Source organism: Psychrobacter sp. 1Y4, assembly GCF_051847555.1.
On sequence record NZ_JBPYDE010000857.1, the window covers coordinates 1 to 590 of the forward strand.

Consider the following 590-nt stretch of genomic DNA (forward strand, 5'->3'; position numbering starts at 1 on the left):
TGATTTGGCACGTTTCTCGGCTTTTTTCATCGGTCCCCAGTCACCTAATATGCCGTACGCGACCAAAAATACGATTAGGAGAGCGAACCACGCATACGCCATGTAAGGAATGGCGCTGATATAAAGGCCAAGACCAGCACCATCTGCGGCCACACCGTTTTCTTCTAACAGACCTGCAAAATACACCGCCCATGTAGAGATAGGCACGATTACACACATCGGCGCTGCGGTGGAGTCGACGATATAGGCGAGTTTTTCGCGAGAGACACCATACACATCAGTAAGTTTTTTGACAGAAGTGGAGACAGCAAGGCAGTTTAAATAATCATCAATAAAGACCACGATACCTAAGGCGAACGTTGCGAGCAATGACTGGCGGCGCGATTTAATGATTTTTTGTAGCCATTCGCTAAAACCATCTAGGCAACCACTAATCTCAAGCAATTGGATGAGTCCACCCATCAGACCACAGACAAGAACAATCCAAATAATGGTTTCATTGCCCAATACCATTGACATATTTTCTGCAAAAGGGGAGACCAGATCAAAGGGGTTAAGCATCACAAGGCCCGCGACACAGCCTGCCATCA

Annotated in this window: 1 pseudogene; it reads right to left on the bottom strand. The window is 46.9% G+C overall.

Annotation, left to right across the window (positions count from 1 at the left end):
* A pseudogene (locus ACS8FC_RS19255) lies at positions 1-561 on the bottom strand (Na+/H+ antiporter NhaC family protein); the annotation flags it as partial.
* Positions 562-590: the final 29 nt, after the last annotated feature.